Here is a 339-nt window from a genome sequence, read left to right as displayed (position 1 = left end):
TCGTTTCATCGTCCGCTACTGGAGGTAATTGATCGAATGTGATAGCGACTTGACCTTGATCCGTTAAGCCGTCTTCATCTTCTACCGTATAGGTGAAGTTGATTGGTTCTGTGCTATCCGTTACTGGAGTTACACTTAATGTGCCGTCTGGGTTTAATGTCACCACACTACCGTCACTTAAAGTTACTGGGTTACCAACGCTGATTGGTGTACCGTCTACTTCCGTAATCACCATGTTATTGTTATCGCCATCTGGATCGTTATCCCCATCTAATGCGTTAACTGGTACATCCGTGTTGATCGTCGCATTGCCTATCGTTTCATCGTCCGCTACTGGAG

1 protein-coding gene is annotated in these 339 nt (G+C 45.7%); it reads right to left on the bottom strand.

Features of this window, described 5'->3' with window-relative positions; translation table 11 throughout:
- Positions 1-339, bottom strand: a 339-nt coding sequence (locus ACNG5D_RS15905) for an Ig-like domain-containing protein (RefSeq protein WP_418184514.1), incomplete at both ends; no start/stop codon positions are given.

The organism is Algibacter ulvanivorans, assembly GCF_048381495.1.
Classification (GTDB): Bacteria; Bacteroidota; Bacteroidia; order Flavobacteriales; family Flavobacteriaceae; genus Algibacter_B; species Algibacter_B ulvanivorans.
The sequence above is the reverse complement of the archived record's forward strand: the minus strand, read 5'-3'. Positions and strand labels throughout refer to the sequence as shown.